The sequence below is a fragment of the Salipaludibacillus sp. HK11 genome (genome assembly GCF_047795645.1).
GTDB lineage: Bacteria > Bacillota > Bacilli > Bacillales > Salisediminibacteriaceae > Salipaludibacillus.
In genome coordinates this window covers 2064034-2083284 of record NZ_CP181045.1, presented here as the reverse complement: position 1 = coordinate 2083284, position 19251 = coordinate 2064034, and the positions used below count along the sequence as shown (strand labels likewise).

General features: G+C 34.8%; 27 protein-coding genes. 18 read left to right on the top strand and 9 right to left on the bottom strand.

Going from position 1 to position 19251, the window contains the following annotated elements:
• Positions 1-50: 50 nt before the first annotated feature.
• The 7 genes from ACM26V_RS10360 (at position 51) to ACM26V_RS10330 (ending at position 5738) form a co-directional block, all read left to right on the top strand.
• The gene (locus ACM26V_RS10360) at positions 51-1040 is read left to right on the top strand and encodes a PstS family phosphate ABC transporter substrate-binding protein (RefSeq protein ID WP_416151845.1); all 990 of its coding nucleotides are present in this window, start codon (positions 51-53) and stop codon (positions 1038-1040) included.
• Between the two features lie 81 nt (positions 1041-1121).
• Positions 1122-2060, top strand: coding sequence for a phosphate ABC transporter permease subunit PstC (pstC, locus tag ACM26V_RS10355; RefSeq protein ID WP_416151342.1), 939 nt, complete (start codon positions 1122-1124; stop codon positions 2058-2060).
• A gap of 1 nt (position 2061) precedes the next feature.
• Positions 2062-2940: a phosphate ABC transporter permease PstA gene (pstA, locus tag ACM26V_RS10350; protein ID WP_416151341.1), complete on the top strand. Its 879-nt coding sequence runs from the start codon at positions 2062-2064 to the stop codon at positions 2938-2940.
• Between the two features lie 24 nt (positions 2941-2964).
• The gene (pstB, locus tag ACM26V_RS10345; protein ID WP_416151340.1) at positions 2965-3804 is read left to right on the top strand and encodes a phosphate ABC transporter ATP-binding protein PstB; all 840 of its coding nucleotides are present in this window, start codon (positions 2965-2967) and stop codon (positions 3802-3804) included.
• 16 nt (positions 3805-3820) lie between these two features.
• Complete coding sequence (gene phoU / locus ACM26V_RS10340; RefSeq protein ID WP_416151339.1) at positions 3821-4477, top strand: phosphate signaling complex protein PhoU; 657 nt, start codon at positions 3821-3823, stop codon at positions 4475-4477.
• A 26-nt stretch (positions 4478-4503) separates the two neighbouring features.
• On the top strand, positions 4504-5265 hold the full coding sequence (locus ACM26V_RS10335) for a response regulator transcription factor (protein WP_416151338.1): 762 nt from the start codon (positions 4504-4506) through the stop codon (positions 5263-5265).
• A 113-nt stretch (positions 5266-5378) separates the two neighbouring features.
• A complete protein-coding gene (locus tag ACM26V_RS10330; RefSeq protein ID WP_416151337.1) occupies positions 5379-5738 on the top strand; it encodes a YisL family protein in 360 nt (119 codons plus the stop codon).
• A gap of 33 nt (positions 5739-5771) precedes the next feature.
• Here the strand turns inward: ACM26V_RS10330 and ald are convergent, their stop codons facing one another.
• From ald to ACM26V_RS10315, 3 genes are all read right to left on the bottom strand, one after another.
• The gene (gene ald, locus ACM26V_RS10325; protein WP_416151336.1) at positions 5772-6893 is read right to left on the bottom strand and encodes an alanine dehydrogenase; all 1122 of its coding nucleotides are present in this window, start codon (positions 6891-6893) and stop codon (positions 5772-5774) included.
• Positions 6894-7053: 160 nt separating this feature from the next.
• Positions 7054-7272 carry a KTSC domain-containing protein gene (locus tag ACM26V_RS10320; RefSeq protein ID WP_416151335.1) on the bottom strand — a complete coding sequence of 73 codons (219 nt, stop codon included), beginning with the start codon at positions 7270-7272 and terminating at the stop codon, positions 7054-7056.
• A 60-nt stretch (positions 7273-7332) separates the two neighbouring features.
• A complete protein-coding gene (locus ACM26V_RS10315; protein WP_416151334.1) occupies positions 7333-7560 on the bottom strand; it encodes a thioredoxin family protein in 228 nt (75 codons plus the stop codon).
• 328 nt (positions 7561-7888) lie between these two features.
• On the opposite strand from ACM26V_RS10315, the gene ACM26V_RS10310 reads away from it, so the two are divergent.
• The 8 genes from ACM26V_RS10310 (at position 7889) to ACM26V_RS10275 (ending at position 14074) form a co-directional block, all read left to right on the top strand.
• A complete protein-coding gene (locus tag ACM26V_RS10310; RefSeq protein WP_416151333.1) occupies positions 7889-9712 on the top strand; it encodes an EAL domain-containing protein in 1824 nt (607 codons plus the stop codon).
• Between the two features lie 356 nt (positions 9713-10068).
• Entirely contained in the window at positions 10069-10470 is a 402-nt protein-coding gene (locus tag ACM26V_RS10305; RefSeq protein ID WP_416151844.1) for a disulfide oxidoreductase, read from the top strand.
• 2 nt (positions 10471-10472) lie between these two features.
• Positions 10473-10946 (top strand): thioredoxin family protein, encoded by a 474-nt coding sequence (locus ACM26V_RS10300; RefSeq protein ID WP_416151332.1) that lies wholly within the window; start codon positions 10473-10475, stop codon positions 10944-10946.
• Positions 10947-10998: 52 nt separating this feature from the next.
• Positions 10999-11265: a hypothetical protein gene (locus tag ACM26V_RS10295; RefSeq protein WP_416151331.1), complete on the top strand. Its 267-nt coding sequence runs from the start codon at positions 10999-11001 to the stop codon at positions 11263-11265.
• A gap of 158 nt (positions 11266-11423) precedes the next feature.
• Positions 11424-11690, top strand: a complete 267-nt coding sequence (locus tag ACM26V_RS10290; protein WP_416151330.1) for a hypothetical protein — start codon at positions 11424-11426, stop codon at positions 11688-11690.
• A 192-nt stretch (positions 11691-11882) separates the two neighbouring features.
• Entirely contained in the window at positions 11883-12530 is a 648-nt protein-coding gene (locus tag ACM26V_RS10285; protein ID WP_416151329.1) for a hypothetical protein, read from the top strand.
• 77 nt (positions 12531-12607) lie between these two features.
• Complete coding sequence (gene trhA, locus ACM26V_RS10280) at positions 12608-13252, top strand: PAQR family membrane homeostasis protein TrhA (protein ID WP_416151328.1); 645 nt, start codon at positions 12608-12610, stop codon at positions 13250-13252.
• Between the two features lie 231 nt (positions 13253-13483).
• A complete protein-coding gene (locus tag ACM26V_RS10275; protein ID WP_416151843.1) occupies positions 13484-14074 on the top strand; it encodes a TetR/AcrR family transcriptional regulator in 591 nt (196 codons plus the stop codon).
• Positions 14075-14120: 46 nt separating this feature from the next.
• Here the strand turns inward: ACM26V_RS10275 and ACM26V_RS10270 are convergent, their stop codons facing one another.
• The 4 genes from ACM26V_RS10270 to ACM26V_RS10255 form a co-directional block, all read right to left on the bottom strand.
• A complete protein-coding gene (locus ACM26V_RS10270) occupies positions 14121-14837 on the bottom strand; it encodes a Crp/Fnr family transcriptional regulator (RefSeq protein ID WP_416151327.1) in 717 nt (238 codons plus the stop codon).
• 299 nt (positions 14838-15136) lie between these two features.
• Positions 15137-15385, bottom strand: a complete 249-nt coding sequence (locus ACM26V_RS10265) for a YvrJ family protein (protein ID WP_416151326.1) — start codon at positions 15383-15385, stop codon at positions 15137-15139.
• A gap of 65 nt (positions 15386-15450) precedes the next feature.
• On the bottom strand, positions 15451-15675 hold the full coding sequence (locus tag ACM26V_RS10260; RefSeq protein ID WP_416151325.1) for a DUF2922 domain-containing protein: 225 nt from the start codon (positions 15673-15675) through the stop codon (positions 15451-15453).
• A gap of 41 nt (positions 15676-15716) precedes the next feature.
• On the bottom strand, positions 15717-15929 hold the full coding sequence (locus ACM26V_RS10255; protein WP_416151324.1) for a DUF1659 domain-containing protein: 213 nt from the start codon (positions 15927-15929) through the stop codon (positions 15717-15719).
• 128 nt (positions 15930-16057) lie between these two features.
• Here ACM26V_RS10255 and ACM26V_RS10250 point away from each other — a divergent pair, with 128 nt between their 5' ends.
• On the top strand, positions 16058-16705 hold the full coding sequence (locus ACM26V_RS10250; RefSeq protein ID WP_416151323.1) for a pyroglutamyl-peptidase I: 648 nt from the start codon (positions 16058-16060) through the stop codon (positions 16703-16705).
• A gap of 54 nt (positions 16706-16759) precedes the next feature.
• Here ACM26V_RS10250 and ACM26V_RS10245 read toward each other — a convergent pair whose 3' ends face one another.
• Positions 16760-17479 carry a YebC/PmpR family DNA-binding transcriptional regulator gene (locus ACM26V_RS10245; RefSeq protein WP_416151322.1) on the bottom strand — a complete coding sequence of 240 codons (720 nt, stop codon included), beginning with the start codon at positions 17477-17479 and terminating at the stop codon, positions 16760-16762.
• Positions 17480-17911: 432 nt separating this feature from the next.
• A complete protein-coding gene (locus tag ACM26V_RS10240; RefSeq protein ID WP_416151321.1) occupies positions 17912-18199 on the bottom strand; it encodes a 4a-hydroxytetrahydrobiopterin dehydratase in 288 nt (95 codons plus the stop codon).
• A gap of 255 nt (positions 18200-18454) precedes the next feature.
• On the opposite strand from ACM26V_RS10240, the gene ACM26V_RS10235 reads away from it, so the two are divergent.
• Both ACM26V_RS10235 and ACM26V_RS10230 read left to right on the top strand, forming a co-directional pair.
• A complete protein-coding gene (locus tag ACM26V_RS10235) occupies positions 18455-18928 on the top strand; it encodes a glycine/sarcosine/betaine reductase selenoprotein B family protein (protein WP_416151320.1) in 474 nt (157 codons plus the stop codon).
• A gap of 24 nt (positions 18929-18952) precedes the next feature.
• Positions 18953-19198, top strand: coding sequence for a hypothetical protein (locus ACM26V_RS10230; RefSeq protein WP_416151319.1), 246 nt, complete (start codon positions 18953-18955; stop codon positions 19196-19198).
• The last annotated feature ends 53 nt before the right edge of the window (positions 19199-19251 follow it).

The following is a 19251-nucleotide window of genomic DNA, read 5'->3' as shown; positions in this document are numbered from 1 at the left end:
AATATCTGAGGAGGAAGTTGAAATTGAAAAAAGCTAGCTTATCTATTATCATGGTGGGTCTTATGGCATTTACGGTTGCTTGTGGTGAAGGAGAAAACGAAGCTTCTGGAAATACTGGAGAAAGTAACAATAATGCTGACAATAATTCAGCTAATGAAGAATCAGATAATGAAAAGAATTCGAGTGACGAAGACACAGGAGAACTAGAAGGTGAAATCGCGATTGATGGATCTTCAACCGTATTTCCAATTATGGAAGCAGTTTCTGAAGAATTTAATTTAGTTCAACCAGGAATTAGAGCTTCAGTTGGTGTTTCAGGTACAGGCGGTGGATTTAAGCGATTCACGATTGGTGAAACAGATATAAGTAATGCTTCAAGACCAATTAAAGAAGAAGAAATAGCGATTGCTGAAGAAAATGGGATTGAATATATAGAATTAGAACTGGCATATGACGGACTTTCAGTAGTAATTAATCCCGAAAATGATTTTGTCGATTATTTAACGGTTGATGAACTGAAAATGATGTGGATTGAAGGAAATGGTGTTGAAACTTGGAAGGATATCCGCGATGAGTGGCCTGATGAAGAAATTGAATTTTATAGTCCTGGACATGACTCAGGTACTTATGACTACTGGAACGAAGTCATTTTAAATGAAGAGGAAATGCGCCGTGACGCCCAATTATCTGAAGATGACAACGTTTTAGTAAATGGTGTTGCAGGTGGAGAAAATGGACTAGGTTATTTCGGGTATGCGTATTATATTGAAAACAAAGACAAACTGAAAATTGTTCCTATTGATAACGGAGATGGAGCGGTGGAGCCGACTGATGACACAGTTAATGATGGATCATATGCGCCACTATCTCGTCCAATCTATACGTATGTGAACAAAGAATCGATTAAAGAAGACCATTTATATGAATATTTGAAATTTATGAATGAAAATGTAGGCGATCTTGCACTAGAAGTTGGTTATGTTAACGCGACAGATGAAAGTTATGAGAATAACTTAGAGAAAATTGAGGCTGAACGCTAAGAAAATTTAAAATTATTGAATTTCAAGGGAGTAGAGGGTCACCATTCTCTTCTTCCTTTTGTTGTATAAGGAGGATATTTTATGACTGGCAACTCAGATAAACCAAGTATTTCAGACTTGATTAAAAAAAATCATCAAAATAGAAGAGGTCTTAAATTAACTGAAAAAGCAATACCGACTTTCTTATTTATTTGCGCTTTTGTTTCAGTTTTAACAACAGTAGGTATTATTTTTACTCTATTAAGAGAGACATTTACATTTTTTGAAGAAGTTTCAGTTGTTGAGTTTTTTACTAGTTTAGAGTGGTATCCGATGGGAGGGAACCCTAGCTTTGGAATATGGCCACTCATTAATGGAACATTAATGGTTACATTGATTGCAGTTGTTGTTGCTATTCCTTTAGGTCTCGGTTCCGCCATTTTTTTGAGTGAGTATGCGTCAGAACGCGTGAGAAAAATAGTGAAACCAGTTTTAGAAGTATTGGCTGGAATCCCCACGATTGTATATGGATTTTTCGCATTAACATTTGTAACGCCATTACTACGTCATTTCTTTGATTTACAAATATTCAATGCGTTAAGCCCCGGAATTGTCGTTGGAATCATGATTATCCCAATGATTGCATCACTTTCAGAAGATGCCATGAATGCAGTTCCAAATTCTATACGAGAGGGAGCATTTGCCCTTGGTTCAACAAGATTCGAAGTAGCTGTTAAAGTTGTCATACCAAGCGCCTTATCAGGGATTATTTCGTCATTTGTTTTGGCTTTTTCAAGGGCAATTGGTGAGACGATGATCGTCACTGTTGCTGGTGGAGCAAGTCCTACAGCTGCTATCGATATTACTTCTTCAATTCAAACGATGACTGCTTACATCGTGCAAGTGAGTCTAGGTGATGCAACGTTTGGTTCGACGGTTTACTATAGTATTTATGCTGTAGGAATGACTTTGTTTGTATTTACATTGGCGATGAATGTGATAGCAGGTGTTATTTCTAGACGGTTTAGGGAGGAATATTAGAATGGAATTAGTCAATCATCAGAAAGTGTCGAAGTCTATTCCAACTAGACTATTAAAAAATAAATTTGCATTTCTTGTTTTCGGTCTTGCAATTTCCATAGCAATCCTATTTCTCGCGGTGTTGTTAATACGTATTTTCACTCAAGGAATTGGTTATTTAAATTGGAACTTTATATCAAGCTTCCCTTCAAGAAATGCTGATGAAGCGGGGATATTGGCCCCACTTTTCGGAACTATTTGGATGATGGTAATTACTGCACCCATTGCGTTTGTTTTAGGTGTTGGTACAGCGATTTACTTAGAAGAATATGCAGGTAAAAATCGTTTTACACGTTTCATTCAAATGAATATTGCAAATTTAGCGGGTGTTCCATCAATTGTATATGGATTATTAGGATTAACATTATTTGTTCGAAGTCTAGATCTTGGTAGAAGTTTGCTTGCAGGTGGTATGACAATGGCTCTTTTAATTTTGCCCATTATTATCGTAGCATCTCAAGAAGCGATACGGTCCGTTCCGAACGAAATGAAAGATGGGTCATTAGCTATGGGAGCTACAAAATGGCAAACAATTAAAAATATAGTCCTTCCAGCTTCCATACCAGGTATTTTAACAGGGAATATTCTTGCGCTCTCAAGAGCTATCGGAGAAACAGCACCGCTTATTATGATTGGAGCATTAACTTACATTGCATTTTTACCTGATGGAATGTTATCTGAATTCACAGTGATGCCTATTCAAATCTTTAACTGGACGAATCGTCCTCAAGAAGAATTCCATTTTATTGCTGCAGCAGGAATTATTGTATTACTTGGTATGCTTTTATTCATGAATTCAGTAGCGGTGTATATTAGAAACAAATTCAGTAAACGGTACTAAACAATTGTAAAGAAGGAGAGATATATGATGGCGGTAGCTAACGAAATAAAAACTGGTCACACTTCAGTATCAAAAAATTCAAATACAGATTCACAGTTATCTGACTCTAAAAATTACGTATATTCAGTAAATAAATTAAATTTATGGTATGGAAAAGAGCAGGCATTAAAAAACATTGATTTGCAGTTCGAAACTAAAAAGGTGACAGCGATCATCGGCCCTTCAGGTTGTGGAAAGTCCACCTTTATTAAAACATTGAATCGAATGGTTGAGATGGTTTCGACTGTTAAAATTGTTGGAGAAATTAATTACAAATCAAACAATATTTTTAATTCGAAATTTCCAGTAGAAAATCTAAGAACGCAAGTAGGCATGGTCTTTCAAAAACCCAATCCATTCCCTAAATCTATTTATGAAAATGTTGTTTATGGACCTAAAATTCACGGGATAAAGAATAAAAAGATCTTAAATGATATTGTTGAAAAAAGCTTAAAAGGAGCAGCTCTTTGGGAGGAAGTAAAAGATAGGTTGTCCGAAAATGCATACAGCCTATCGGGCGGACAACAACAGCGTCTTTGTATTGCTCGTTGTTTAGCTGTTGAACCTGAAGTGATTTTAATGGATGAACCTACGTCTGCATTAGACCCTAAATCAACTTTGAAAATTGAAGAGTTAATAAAAGAACTAAAGGAAAAATATTCGATTATTATTGTGACTCACAACATGCAACAAGCAGCAAGGATTTCAGACAAGACAGCTTTCTTTCTTAATGGAGAAGTGGTTGAATATGATCAAACAGATGTGATTTTTTCAAACCCAAGTGACAAACGGACGGAAGATTATATTACAGGAAGATTCGGCTAAGAGGAGAGGTTATAAGATGATGCGTGAAGGATTTTTAATTGAGTTAGCTGAATTAAAACAAGAGATAATGTTATTAGGCGAAATGGTCGGAAAAGCTTTTGAAGAAGTTCTTCATGGAATGGAACATGAGGACTACGCTAAGTTTGATAGTGTAATAGCACATGATAAAGCAGTAAATGATTTGGAACTAGAAATTAATGAAAAGGCTACCTTACTAATTGCTAAACAACAGCCTGTTGCTTCAGATTTACGGAAAATTATCGTAGCTTTGAAAATTTCAAGTGATTTAGAAAGAGTGGGAGATTTAGCCGTAGATATGTCTAAAGCAGCAAAACGATTGGAATCATCGGAACATCTACAAAATCATCAGCCGAATTTAATGGAGATGGCCACTAAAACAAAGATCATGTTGAAAGAGGTACTAAAAGCATATAATCAATCAAATGTTCTTGAAGCACAACACATTGCAAACACGGATGATGAAGTTGATGAAGCATACGGTAATTTTGTCAAATCTATTTTTAATGTCGTTGTGAAAGAGCAAGAAACCAGCGAGTGGGTAATACAAATGGCCTATATTTCCCGTTATATCGAGAGAATAGCTGATTATTGTACAAACATCGCCGAGTGGATTATCTATGAGGTAAATGGACAAAGATTTGATTTGAACTAAGAAAAAGTGCGGAAAGTTGTGATTTCATGATTGAGCAAAAATTTATGCCATCCGTATTAATTGCTGTCAATGATTTGGAATTACGCTTGTTAATGGAAAAGACATTTAAAACTAGTGGAATCGAGACGTGGACGGTAGATAATGGCCAAGAAGCGATGAAAATGGCCCTGTCATTAAAGCCAGATGCCATTGTTACTGAATTAGAGCTACCTAAGTTATCGGGTTTGGACCTTTGCAGAGAATTAAGGCAGTCCTACTCAAACTGGACCCCAGTTATTTTGATTTCCAATTACATTGATGAGTTAGATGCGGTATTAGGATTGGAATTAGGTGCAGATGATTACATGGTGAAACCTGTGAGGATGAAAGAATTAGTAGCTCGAATCAAATCGATCATTCGAAGAGGCAGTTTGTGTTGTAATGAACCAAATCAACTAGTCTTCGAGGATGATCAACCATCTCCTCAACTATTAAGTAATGGGGAACTTTCTCTGAATCCAGACCATTTTTCTGTATATATGAGAAATGAATTGGTTGACTTTACTCGTAAAGAGTTTGAACTAATTGCATACCTGCTTAAAAATAAAGGGAAAGCTTTCTCGAGAAATCATTTACTCGACGTGTTATCTAGTGATCATCCTTTGGACGAACGAATAATTGATGTGTTTATTAGCCGAATTAGACAGAAAATTGAGCCAAACAACCGGAATCCCCAATACATAAAAACAGTTCGTAATGTCGGATATATAATGAAAGATATACCTACGATTGCTGAAAAAATAAAATAAAAACTGATTGTTAAACGTCTAATTATTTAGACGTTTTTTTACATAGGAAAGTTTGCATAACCTTAATTATCCGATATACTAAAAGGCAATGAGATGTTTTAGGAGAGGATAATATGGGTCAATATGATATATATTTACATTCACATGCACTGTTCTGGTTTATTACGATGGTCTTATTCGTATTGACAGTAATTATTCTAAAGAGTGGGAAGGTAAGACTTGCTAGAATTGTTCAAATGTCCTTACGCGGCTTTTACATACTAGTACTTATTAGTGGCTTTGCTTTAGTTGTGAAAAATATCTGGTGGGGCTCAATTCTAAAAGGCTTATTTGCGATTTGGCTCATCTATGTCATGGAAATGATATCGACAAGGATGGCCAAAAAGGAACTTACAATGAAATCTTCCATATTTTTATGGATACAATTTATTATTTCACTTTTACTTGTCCTTTATTTCGGTTATCTCATCTAATTTTCCTGAGTATGAAATGCAAATATGACTAATTTAATTAATTTTTAGCGCTTGTTCTACTGGCACATACTCATATCCTAGATCACGTGCAACGGCGCTATAAGTAATGTGCCCGTTTGCGGTGTTAATTCCTTTAACTAAAGCAGGCTTATTTTTTAAAGCTTGATTTAAGCCTTGATTCGCGATTTGAAGTGCATAAGGAACTGTCACGTTCGTCAATCCAATTGTCGATGTCCTTGGCACTGCGCCAGGCATGTTAGCGACAGCATAATGAACAACTCCATGTCTCTTATAAATAGGATCATCATGTGTCGTTATATGGTCAATCGTCTCTACGATACCACCTTGATCAATAGCTACATCTACAATCACAGACCCTTGTTTCATGTCTTTGACCATTGCTTCCGTAACCAACTTAGGTGCCTTTGCACCTGGAATTAAGACTGCTCCGATTACAAGGTCTGATTCCTTCACAGCCAAAGCAATATTTAATGGATTACTCATCAATGTATTTATTTCTACTCCGAAAATATCATCTAACTGTCGTAGTCTTTCAGGACTTAAGTCGATAATTGTTACGTCAGCCCCTAATCCCATTGCAATTTTTGCAGCATTTGTACCAACAACACCGCCACCAATTACTGTCACTTTTCCACGTTTAACCCCAGGAATACCCGATAGCAAAACGCCACTTCCTCCATTCGGTTTTTCTAGGAATTGGGCGCCAATTTGTGAAGCCATTCGTCCAGCGACTTCACTCATAGGTGTGAGAAGTGGAAGGGTGTGGTTTACTTCTACTGTTTCGTAAGCTATTGCAATTACACCTTTTTGAGTTAAGGCCTTTGCAAGATCAGGAACAGCAGCTAAATGTAAGTATGTAAATAAAATGAGACCATTACTAAAGAAATTGTATTCAGACGGCAAGGGTTCTTTTACCTTCATGATCATGTCAACTTCAGACCAAAGTGAATGAGGATTTGTATAAATTTCAGCGCCTGCAGAAAGGTAATCTTCATCAGTGAAACCACTGCCAACTCCAGCAGTTGTTTCGATGATAATTTCGTGTCCCGATTGATTTAATGTGAGCACACCAGCGGGAGTGAGTGCTACACGATTCTCATTGTTTTTAATTTCTTTAGGTACTCCAATCTTCATACAGATCCCTCCTAAGATTAGTTTCACATTTCACTTTCTATTGTATCCAAATCTCCTGTGCTGCACCATCTTTATTATCGGAGGATTAAATGACAAATCACAGCAATTCAATACAATTCATAAAGGACAAAGCTTTACTAAAAGCCTTGTCCTCACAAAATTATTCATTAACTTTTCTAGTAGGAAATCTAGGGATTATTTTATCTTCAAAAAAACTCTTCATATGCTTACTAGACATCAAACCAACATAGTCCATCTGAGTGACTTCTGAATAGATAATATAGTCGCCATTAGCAAATCGGACGTGAAGTTGTCTTGCTGTTGCATCATATCCGATTGATTCAAAAAAACCATCATTTAATTCAGCAATTTCCATCATGTCCCCTCCAGTTTAGTTATTTTTCCATAATATACCCATATTGATTGTCAAACAAACTACTCACATGAAAAAATGGGTGATTTCCTCTTTTGACAGAACTTTTCCACTAGAAACGAGTTGATCATTTACATATAAGGCAGGGGTGAAGATAACTTTATCAGGAGGTATTGGAGATCGGTTTATAATGACTATATTTGCATCTATTCCTAGCTCTTTAACGACATCCGACACTCTTTTCTCAAACGTTTTGCCATTGATATTAGAGGTTATATATAATTTTATAATCATCTTTCTCACCTCATCCAAAAGAAAATTAAAGACAAATTCTAATAAAAAAGCACTTTCAAAGACACGAGTTATTCAGTAAACCCAATATTGGGACTTTTATTATATTATAATCTAATTAAGCGAGGATTCATTCTGTCACCTGTGGACATAGGATGGCGAATTTATTAATTATTTGCGACGTCCATTTATGACAAATCTATATAAAAACCTTGATGAAAATAGTTATTCGTCATAAGATGTAATGAACTGATATTATAGCTATTAAGGAAACGCTTGTTACAAGTTAGAGACAGTTCTTTATTTAAGTTTTAACTCTAGGAGGCACGAGATGAGTAAATCATCAAACAACAAGGAAGTTGTTAGAAAAACAATTAAGAATGAGAGGTTATCAACTCCTCTATGGTTAAAGGAAATTTGCGATTTAACATCGAAAGAAAATTCTTGCAAAGAAGATCCTTTGTTTATTGCATCTTTGATTGATGTTTTTAAAGGTGCGTTGGAAGAGGTTTCTTTAGTTGTTGTTATTGATCAAGAGGAGAAAATTGTCTATTCAAGTGAAGGTTATAACAAGATGGTTCAATACAAGCGGAATGAATTAATCGGGAAAAAATATGTTGAACTACTTGATTTGAACGGGATAAGCTCATGCGATCTTGATTCATTAACTACTGCTTTTAATACTAATATAGTAGCTGATCTAGAATTAAGTCACAGTAAAAAAGAGATAGGTAAATTAATCGTATTAAGAACGCGGGTGTTTCCGTTATTTCATTTAGATCAAAAGATTGCTAGTTTGATCCTTCATCAAGATGTGACTTCAATAATAAAAGCGCAAGAGACGATCAGAGAATTAGTATCTGCTGACGTATTAACTGGATTGAAGAATCGCAATCAGTTCGAGAGAGATATTGAAAAAATGACTAGCGCTTCTGGTTCGGAAAAAGAGAATACTGCGCTCTTATTTATCGACCTTGATCGTTTTAAATATTATAATGATACGTTAGGTCATTTTACAGGAGATAAATTAATTGAAGAGATTGCAAATGAATTAATTTTATTTGAAAACGAAAATTTGTTTGTTTACCGTTATGGGGGAGATGAATTTTCGATAATTATTAATAACTTTACTGAGTACGAGGAAATTGAGTTGATTACTGAACAAATATTAAATCGTTTTCAATCACCGTTTGTAGTGAAAGAAAATGAATTATTTATTACTGCTACGGTTGGAATAGCTTTATATCCTGAAACGGGGGTAGCAGCTGCTCTGTTAGTGCAACAGGCAGAAATTGCAATGCAGTTTGCAAAAGAAAGAGGAAAAGGAGGTTATAAACTTTACCATCCTTCCCTAAGAACAAACCATGATAAAAAACTCTTGATTGAACAAAGATTGAGGTTAGCAGCTGAAACGAAAACTTTTAAAATTTTTTATCAGCCTCAAATCGATTTGAAAGAAAATAAAGTAATCGGTCTAGAAGCATTGCTTCGATGGCATGATGAAAAATTAGGAGACGTTTCTCCTAGTGAATTTATCCCCATCGCAGAAGATTCAGGCTTAATTTACCAGATAGGTGATTGGGTATTAGAACAGGCGTGTTATCAAGCAAAAAAATGGCATGATAAAGGTTTTGCGATGAGAATGGGGATTAATATTTCACCTAAACAATTTCAGCGACCTGATTTTGTTGGTAAAGTTAAAAATATACTGAATAAATCAGGAGTAGATCCAACACTTTTGGACTTGGAAATTACAGAAAATGATTTGTTGTATAATAGAGAAGAGTGTTTTAAAACCCTAGAACGATTAAAAGAATTAGGGATGACTATTTCGATAGATGATTTTGGTACAGGGTATAGTTCGCTCAGTTATTTACGGCAGTTTCCGATTGATACATTAAAAATTGATCAATCATTCATTCGCGAAGTAATTGAAAATGCAAATGATCAAGCGATTGTCACTTCAATTATTCAATTAGCTCACAATATGAATATGCGCGTCATTGCAGAAGGCGTGGAAACGGCTGAAATGGTCATGTTTCTTAATGAACGAAGTTGTGATGAGATGCAAGGTTTTTTATACAGCAAAGCAATGCCGGCAGAGAATGTCATGAGCTTTGTGCAAGATAAAGAGCCGAATAATTTCCTACAATAATATTAGATCTTTGTATCGGTCGAACCAGATGTTGTCACACATCATAATGGTTCGGCTTTTATCATCTTAATCATTTATATTAGAAACACTAGGCTTGTCGCCAATTCCATCATGGCGAAAGCCTTAGTTTATCTTATACTTTAATCCTTTAGCGTAGTTAAATATTTATAAAGTATAAATTGATGAAATAATTCCTTTGCAAAATAACACATCTTTCGGTACATTAGTAGGGGATATTTAATATGGGAAATGAAAGCTAAAAGCAAGAAAAGTATTTGAGTTGCACTTTCAATCATCTATACATAGAGAAACGAGGGATAAGTTTGAAATCAAAAGAACAAAAGGTAGAATTCGCGATGCTTGTGGCATGGGTCATCGCTTTGGTAGCAACATTAGGGTCTTTATATTTTTCAGAAATTCGTTTATTTGTACCATGTGAACTTTGCTGGGTTCAACGAATTTTTATGTACCCTTTAGCGATCACCTTAGCAATAGCGTCTATAAAAAAGGATGCCCGACAAGCTTTTTATACATTGCCGATTGCCCTAATTGGTATGGGGTTTTCTCTGTACCACTATATGCTACAGAAAATTTCGTCTTTGTCATCGATAGGTGAATCATGTGGAATCATTCCATGCAATGTTGAATATGTTAATCATCTTGGGTTTATTACCATCCCATTTTTAGCTTTTATAGCATTTTTGAGTATATCATTATTAATGCTTTGGGTTATTAGAATATCTAAAGGGGACGATTGAAAATGAAAAAAGTTATTATCTTTGGCAGCATTGTTGTCATACTTTTTGCTACAATTGCGTTTATCACTAATTCTCAAAATAAGCAACAGGTGGAGGGAAATCCTTTTGGCAAAAATAGATTGCACAGTGAAACGATAGATCAGCTTGATGATCCACTGTATCAGAACATTATTTTGCCTGATGAGTTAGATGAAAAACTTGAAAACAAAGAAGACGTAACGGTTTATTTTTATAGTGGTAGGTGCGAGTTATGTGATCAGGCATCTCCTATCGTTGTCCCAAAAGCTGAAGAAATGGGAATCGACCTAAAAATGTATAATATTTTAGAATTTGAAAAAGGTTGGAATGACTTCGGTATTGAAGGGACTCCTACTATTATTCATTTTGCAGATGGTGAAGAAGATGCTCGGGTGGTTGGTCCACATGATGAAGAAACCTATGAGCAAGTTTTTGATCAAATCGTTTTAGGAAATTAGATTGTATGAAGTTTATCTAAAAAATAGATAATAGATAGAAAGGAGGTTGCTTATGCAACGATTATTGTTATGGATTGGTATTGGAATTTTCTTTGGTTGGAGTATAGCTATTTTAGTGAATTTCTCGATTTACCAACATTCAACTGAGCAATGGACATTCATTCATCCAATTGTAGATGGCATTATGTTCATGGCATTAATGTTGGTTTTTTATTTGTTTATTTGGAGGACATATAAACGTAATACGTCGACAGCAAGTAAACAGATAGCTGTATTAGGAGGGCTCTCATTCGTGTTAGCGATTGTATTTATAATTTGATATAAAGGGCGATCTTTCAAATGAGAGATCGTCCTTTAATTTAATCATAAAATTAAGTAAGTTGTGAAAATTTTATTTATTTTAATAAGGGCAGTTGTCCAACCAAAATAACATTTCCTAAATACACTAACTATGAATAGGTTTAGGAGGTGAGTTATTTGGATCAATGTCAACATTATTATCATATGTGTAGTCGTTATAAAGGAAAACAAGTAACAATAACAGACTTTTCAGGAGTTGAATATCGAGGACGAATTGTCAATGTTGATCAACAATATGTCTATTTAGAGCAAGAGGGAAGAGGTTTCGGTGGATTTGGTTATGGCTATTATGGTGGGTTCTATGGAGGGTATTATCGTCCAATTGTTCCGATTGCATTAGCAGGAATCGCAGGATTTGCATTAGGAGCACTTTTTTTCTGGTAGGGACGAATGGGGAAATTAAGAGTTCTGCGCTAGAAAACCAACTTCGTGTCGAATGAAGTTGGTTTTTCTAGTCTTAAATCCCTTTTCAATTGATGGAAGATAATGATAAACTATAGAAGTTATTAAAAGTGCTAGTCAATGAATTAACATATGGAAAAGTATACAAGTATGAATAAAAAGGGGAAAGCCCACATGAAAAAAACTCTTTTCTCAACTTTTATTGCCTTTTTTCTATTGATGGCTTGTTCAGATAATAATACTGTTGAACAAGTAGATAATGTTGAAGATACGGATGATGTTGAAACGTTAATATCAACAAACGAAAAGTTGGTAGAACAATTAGAAAAAGAATTGGAAGAAAAAGAAAAACTACTCGACCAAATTCAAGATTTAGGTGACGAAAACATGACTTTAAAAGATGATATTCTGACTTACAAGCAACAGGCGATTGAATTGGAAGACCGTCATGAATATGAATTAACACTTAGAGATGAGTTAGATGAGAAAGCAAGACATTTCTTTCAGGCCATGCATGAAGCAGATGAGGATAAGATGGGAGATATACTCTCAAGTAATATTGTCATCGATTCTGAGAACAATATACTAAATATAATGGATGCTGATGGACTTCAACGTAGCTTTCATTATTTACAGTTAGATTCTGTTATTTTTATAAGGCAGACTACGTTTTCGTTTGACCACGAGGAAGAAGAATTTTTATTACGATATGAGTTTTATTCAGATGATGATGGAAAAATGGATCTTGACGGAGGTATAGAAATTAAATTTGTTAATGAAGAGGCATGGAATGTATCTTCCATTCGATACGTTAATAATTAACACTAGGATTTTAGTGATGATAAACTGATTTTGATTGGAATCATTTGCTAAGCGAAATAGTAAAAAGGAGTTTATTTATGGGCGTTACGCATACATTTACTAAGAAAGAGGAAATTGTTAATGCAATTACCCATGGCATCGGTACATTACTTAGCATTGCTGCATTAGTACTTCTTATCGTCTTTTCAAGTGTACATGGTGGTATAATTCATATTGTTAGTTTCACTATTTATGGCGTGACATTAGTATTAATGTATACTTGTTCGACTTTGTTACACAGTTTTCCTAAAGGGAAAGTTAAAAATGTATTTGAGATATTAGATCACTCTGCCATCTATTTATTTATTGCTGGCACGTATACGCCTTTGATGCTTATTGTTGTAGAAGGGACAAGAGGCTGGATTTTACTGTCACTGGTCTGGTTATTAGCTATTGGAGGGATCGTATTCAAAGTATTTTTTGTCAAAAGATTCCTTGTTGTTTCTACTTTGTTATATGTTGCGATGGGATGGATGATTATCTTTGCATTACAACCAATTGCGTCAAAAGTCGAGACGACAGGACTTATTTTACTTGTCATAGGAGGTTTATTATATACAATTGGTACGGTGTTCTATATTTGGAGAACTTTTTATTACCACCATGCTGTTTGGCATTTATTCGTACTTGCTGCAAGTGCAACGCACTTTTTTACAATTATCATGTATGTGTTACCAGTATAATGAACCAAGACGGACTTTTTATGCTTCTTTAAGGTTTACCAATTTTAACTATTATTTTACAAAATCAGATATGTCACTAGTTTGTCAAAGAATTGCTAATAATATGTCAAGTATTGTATCGTTATTTAGCGCTTTCAGCCGTTATAATAAAGGTGATAAGCATATTAGTAGACATTTTTGTGAATTGTTGAGCATAAATGAGTGAAGTGGGTGGTGAGAGTGGTGATTGATATGAAGACAAATGCGTTGTCCACAGAAGATATAATTTTAGAAACAGCAATTGACCTCATGGAAAAAAAAGGTTTTAAAGCTGTTACGACAAAAGAAATTGCTTTGAAATCTGGTTTCAGTGAAATGACATTGTTCAGACATTTTGGCACAAAACACAACATATTAGAAAGAGCAGTAGAAACACATTCTTATTTAATTGATATGAAGACGATCTTATTTGATAAAGTGGAATATGATTTAAAAAATGATTTAACAAGAGTGAGTAAGACTTATCATCGGTATAACCAACACAATAACAAAATGGTTTTGTTGTCATTCCAAGAAAGGAATACACATCCATTTATAGGAGAGCGGTTATCAGAAAACCCTAAACGTCTAAAAATGTACTTGATAGAATATTTTAAAATAATGCAGAAAAAAGGAAAAATGATTCAAGTTGATCCTGAAGTTCATGCAATGAATTTTTTATGGATGAATCTAGGATATTTTATGTCGTTTCAGCTTGGTGGGAGGAAAGTAGTAGAATTACCACTAGACCAATTTATTGAAGAAAGCGTTGATTTGTTTGTGCGAGGTCTTATTTTAAAATAATTATAAGAAAAGACTTGAGGTATTTTCCTCAAGTCTTTTCTTATAATTAAATCGTACATTCTTCAAATGGACAGTGACTACAACGTAGGTGGTCCTTTAAATAATCAATATTATGAATGGTGATGTATTTAGTATGAACGGACAAAACGTTCTGTTTTACTAGTCTCTTCAATGTTCTGTTAATACTTTCTCTTGTAGCACCTACGTAATTAGCAAGTTCTTGATTAGTGATCTTTCGATTGATTAAAATCCCTTGATTAACATGTTTACCGTATTCATTAGAAAGTCTAATTAGAACAGAGAATACAGCACCTTGTTTACCACAGAAAACGAGGTCACGAAATTGAGCAAGCATTGTATGATTTTGTGAAGACAACCATTGCATGTAAGCAATGGAAATTTCACTGTAATGGAGCATTAATTTTTCAATATCGAGACGTTTAAATCTTAATAAAGAAGCATCTTGAGTGACTTCTGCATTAAAATGATATTTAAATTGATTATATAAACTTAGCTCTCCAATCAAATCGTTTGAATTCTTTTTTTGTAAGAAAAAAACTTTCCCTTCGGCGGACGTTTTAGACAAACGAACTTGCCCTTCATTAATTAAGTATAGATAATTAGGCTCGTCTCCTTCGAAAAATAAGACATTTCCTTGTTTAGCAATTATTTCAGTTCCATGAGATAGAAACAACGTTCTCATCTCATCAGATAGTAAATTGTAAAATGATTGTGGACGTACCATTTGAGTTATTTCAACCATCTATCTTCCCTCCTTGACGTAATCGATGGTGTATAAAAAAGGCGTTTATTACTGTGTGCAAAATCGTATCTTTATAGTAACGATACCATAGTAGACATTGATGAATCGTTTTAAATTAGAACATTTTATTACATTATCATTCTCCCTTTACAAATAAACCAAATCACCATCAAGTTTCAAATGTTGGAGATTTGGTTTATTTATTAATACTTTAAGAATGTTTAACTTCGCTAAAGGATTAAAGTATAAGATAAACTAAGGCTTTCGCCATGAAGGATTTGGTGACGTGCCAAGTTTTTCTAATGATTTTTAGCTAGGGATTGATCAACCAGCCTTATATCATCGTGCTTGTTTTTGTCGCTGTTGTCGGCATGATTGGTACTATTAAAATTCATATACTTATTTTTATTGAATGGGCAGACAGATTGAATTAGCAGAACAGACTTATTCAGTTTGTCTAACTTTTTTTCAATTCGATACAACAAGTAGAATGTAATCACAACAGGAAACCCATACTCACTGACGGCCGTTAACCAAATATGTTCCATGATCTTCTCCTCTCTCTAGAAATAAAACAAAACCGAAGGGAGGAGTTCCCCCTCCGGTTCCTTAGTTACTCTACTTCAATATCGATTGTTTCTACAGTTCGTTCCACGATACGTGCTCCTCGTTTTTCAACAATGTCTCCATTTGCAGAAGTTAAGGCATTATTTTCAATTATGACGTCCATTGCCGCTGAAACATTAGATGCCACCACCGGTTCGATAGGGTCATCAATTCCTACGGTTACACTACCACCTGCCTCATTGCGAAATAATAATTCTAAGCGTTTTGACATATTTGTCACCTCCTTTATTTGTTAGTATTAAATGAAAGGAATTACTCGAACAACTCATACGTGTTATTACGTTCGATTTTATCCAATTCATACTGTTGCAAAGATGATATGGCTTGCGCTGTTTCCAATAGTGCTTGATTACTTACATCTGGTTTGATATTTCGGAAATGTCTTGCTTGGAAAATTTCGTTGCCATCCCCATCAAATCCAGTTAAAAATGTTAATGATAAACGAGTAACGATTGCTTCGTTCATGATCAATCACCTCCCTTCACAAAATAAGTACATGCAGATAGATTAAAGAGGGGAGGCAATGATAATACTTGAAAAAAATTGTGAATCTGGTAAGAATAGAATTGATGATAATCGAAAGGAGAGTTGATATGCGTATTTTACTTAGTGGTTTTGAACCTTTCGGAGGACTGACTACAAATCCGACTTTAGAATTAATTGAGAGGGCAAAGTTATTTAACATAGAAGGAATTGAAATTGATACGATTCGCTTACCCGTCGTTTACCAACAGTGTGTACCTCCTCTGATAGCAAAAATTGCCGAGATAAACCCTGATATAGTCGTTTGCTTAGGCGTTGCAGTAGGCCGTGCTAGTGTTAATTTGGAAAGGATAGGGATTAATGTTCAAGATACGGTTGGGGAAGGAAAACATGGTGATAATCAAGGGGATCACCCTATTGACCGTCCAATTATAAATGATGGACCCGCTGGTTTATTTTCTACATTGCCAATTAGATTATTATTTGAAGAACTGCAAAAAATGGGGATTCCTACAACAATTTCAAATACTGCTGGTACGTATATTTGTAATACAACCTTGTATTCGCTTTTGCATCATATAGAGCAAAGTTCTCTAGAGGTTGAAGCGGGTTTCATTCATGTACCTGCTACACCAGAGATGGTCTTGGCCTCTCCACAAACAGCAAGTATGAGTATAGAAACACAAGCAAAAGCGATTCGGCTAATCATTGAGATTCTTGGTAAATATTACGCAGTAGGACAAAAAAGCAGACCTTGAAAAAGGTCTGCTTTCCTATGAAATGGGCAAATAATAGTATAAGAGCAGTTGTCATTAATTTTCAGTATCAACATTATGGTAAACTTGTTGAACATCTTCTAAATCCTCTAATGTATCAACTAATTTTTCGAACTGCTGGTGACTGTCTTCTGCGAGAGTCATCTCGTTTTGAGGCAACATCGTCAGTTCTGCAACAGTGAAATCTGTGATTCCTTCTTTCTTTAATGCATCTTGAACAGTATGAAATTGGTCAGGCTCAGCATATATGATGGCCGTGTCTTCCTCTTCAAAGATATCACGGGGATCGACTTCCGCATCCATTAAAATTTCTAGAATAGCTTCAGCACTTTTGCCTTTTACTCCAATAACTGCTGTTGATTCAAACATATAAGCAACTGAGCCACTAACTCCTAAATTACCTCCGTTTTTATTAAATGATGAACGTAATTCAGCAGCAGTTCTATTTACATTATTAGAAAGTGCGTCGACAATAATCATAGAGCCATTTGGGCCAAATCCTTCATAACGGAGTTCATCATAGCTTTCTTCTGAGCCGCCTTTCGCCTTTTCAATGGCGCGTTCAATAATGTGATTTGGGACATTATACGTTTTTGCCTTTTCCAAAACAAATCTCAAGGCTTGGTTTGATTCGGGATCTGGTTCTCCATCTTTCGCAACCATATAAATTTTACGACCAAATTTAGCATAAACACTAGCGGTATTAGCATCTTTTGCAGCTTTCTTTTCCTTAATATTACTCCATTTTCGTCCCATAGAATTTTCACTCACTTTCTTTTTTTCGCTGTTACGTCCTATTGTTGATATTCTAGCGATAATTGGTAGGGAAAATCTTGGTACTTCGTTCGCTGAAAAGGAAAATCAACATCGAACTCTAACATAGCCTTATTTTCAATCATGGGAACATCTCATTATACAATCTTATTCCATGATACTTGAGTAATCATCTATATTATACATCAATTTTAAAAGTTTGTTTAAGGATACTCATGCATAATTGGATTAGCGGAACAAGAATCAAATTTAAGTTTTGGGAAGTTGCAAAGATATTTACAAAATCTTAACCTTTTTCGTAGTAAAAGTACCAGAGCTGGTACCTACATATATTAATATATAATCATATTCTTATATGTATTACTAAGAAAAACACAGCAGCTATAAAACAGCTGCTGTATTTTTCTTAGTTAGTCAATATTTTTGGAACGTCCTGTCGTAAGCGTGAGCAGATTCAAAATCCTTTTGTGTTAATCCTCCTTCATCTAAGGTACTTAATTGTACGGTTACTTTTTTATGATCAATGGTAATATTGGGATGGTGTTGCCTTGCCTCTGCTAGATCGGCCATGTTGTTGACAAATTGAATCGCTTTAGGAAAAGTTGGCAAAATAAACTCCTTCTTGATCCACGAATCATTAACTTGTTCCCATCCTTCAGAGTCTTCTAAATTGGCATGTATTTCTTCATTCGATAGAATCATACGTTTATCCCCTCCAATAAGTGTGAATATTCATACTTCAACTTAGTCATTATTTTAACAAATCCACACTTCAAATTAAAGAAATAGTATACTTAAATGAATTATAAATATAATGTATCTGCGACCTAGGGTTTAGGTTGCTTATTGATTACAACTGTTGAAAAGGGTCGTATTTGTTTAAAAATAAGGGGTTGAATCTATTTTATTTGAGGAATAGTAATATAATCAAGCTAGTGGAATATGGAGGGACAGAGTATGATTGTGAAAATAAAGGAATGGTTATTTAAAAGAGTTGCTTTAAAGATGATAAAAAAACACGGATCGAAACAAGTAGAAACATTAGCCGCAATTGATAAGCCAATGGATAAATGGAAAGTTTCATTTATAACAACCGCAGGTGTTCATCTGAAAGAAGACGAACCATTTGATGTCGATAGTGGTGACTGGGGAGTGAGGTTTATTCCATCTCATAGTGATCCAAAAAATTTGGAAATCACACATACACATTATGATACATCATCAGCTGACAAAGATGTAAATTGTGTTTTTCCGATTAGCTCTTTAAATCATTTAGCAGAAAAAAAACGGATTGGTAAACTAGCGCCGACTTTTTATGGGATGATGGGCTATATTCCAAGAGTGGATAAACTATTAAATGTGAGTATTCCAATCATACTAGAAAACCTAAAAAAAGAGAAAGTAGATGTCGTTTTATTATCTCCAGGTTGATATATTTGCCATCAATCGGTCGGATTGATTCAAAAAGAAATTGAAAAAGCGGGTATTCCAACAATGTCATTAACTCATTTTCCTGATTTATCTGCTGAAGTTCATGTACCCCGTGCGCTTCATATCAAATTCCCGTTAGGAAGAACGTTTGGAGAAGCTGGACGCAGTGATTTACAGGAGAAAATTGTTGTTGATATGCTTCAGTCTAGTCAGGATAAGGAATGTATAAACCAGATCAAACAGTTAAAGTATCGTTGGAAAAGAGACTGAAATGGGTATAAGGATTCACTTTTAAATGAATTATTTTATTTTAACTATAAATA